At 38.0% G+C, this 961-nt stretch carries 1 pseudogene; it reads left to right on the top strand.

What is annotated here, in order from left to right:
* Positions 1-265 (top strand): annotated as a pseudogene (locus tag ACFIO3_RS14050) (nuclease); the annotation flags it as partial.
* Between the last annotated feature and the right edge of the window lie 696 nt (positions 266-961).

Raw genomic sequence — 961 nt, 5'->3', positions numbered from 1 at the left:
TGTTACGTGTCGCCAAGCACGTGTCATTCAACAGGTTCATTATGCACAATGTTTTGTGGATGGGGTTGATCTTGCACAGTTGGGGCTGACAGAAGGGTTGATGGTTTTGACAAAAGATCAGCATAATTTCCCATCACCCGCAGACTATAAAAACTTACAATCTGCGGCTCAAAAAGCAAAAAGAGGCTTGTGGTCAAGCAAATTTGAAACACCTGAAGATTGGCGAAGAGATCATGGAAGCTATAATCCCATTGACCATTATTGATAAAGCGTCCTCTTAAGCGCTATTTAATTTTAATGAAGACAATACTCTACTGCGAATCTTATCAGAAAAAAGTTAATTATAATCCACACGGTCCTTGGTGGACAACGCTCGTTATGGAAATTTGTTGGGTTTAAAGCTTGCTTTTTGATAGGTTGCTTACTACAGCACTATGTGGGAGCGTGTTTTTTCCCCTAAACAAAATAGTCATTGTAACAAAAATGAGTGTTCAGTAAAATCTGAACACACGCAAACTACTGATGTGACCTATGGTCATGAAAAAAGGCTTATGAAAAAATAGAGAAAAGGTAAAACTGAAAATACCTTGCCTTCAAAAAGCAACCAATTGCTTCAAATCAAACCAGAACTTTTAATGCAAGCTTTGCCTCATGTTGCCATGTTTATGAAAAATGGGGACATCTGAAAGGGAAGCGGTTCTATGGAATTTTTATTCAAAATGAAGGGGATTTCTTTTCAGGCACTTGAAGAAGCTAAAGAGACTATGAGGAAAAAAATGTGCTTTCTTTTGTTATAAAAGAAAGCACATTGAGGGGGGGATTTAGAGTGACAGTTTTACATATTTTACTCGGAAAAGCGGTCTTTTTTATCTTTTTTCCACAAAAAATAAGTTGCAAGTCCGAGAATGGGAACACTCAATTTGGCAAAAGGGAGATGTTGACTGAGAGCTGCAAGGCTGGA

This window comes from Bartonella sp. AD328YNZD, assembly GCF_042196425.1.
Note: the sequence above shows the minus strand (reverse complement) of the source record. Positions and strands in the feature narration are given on the sequence as shown.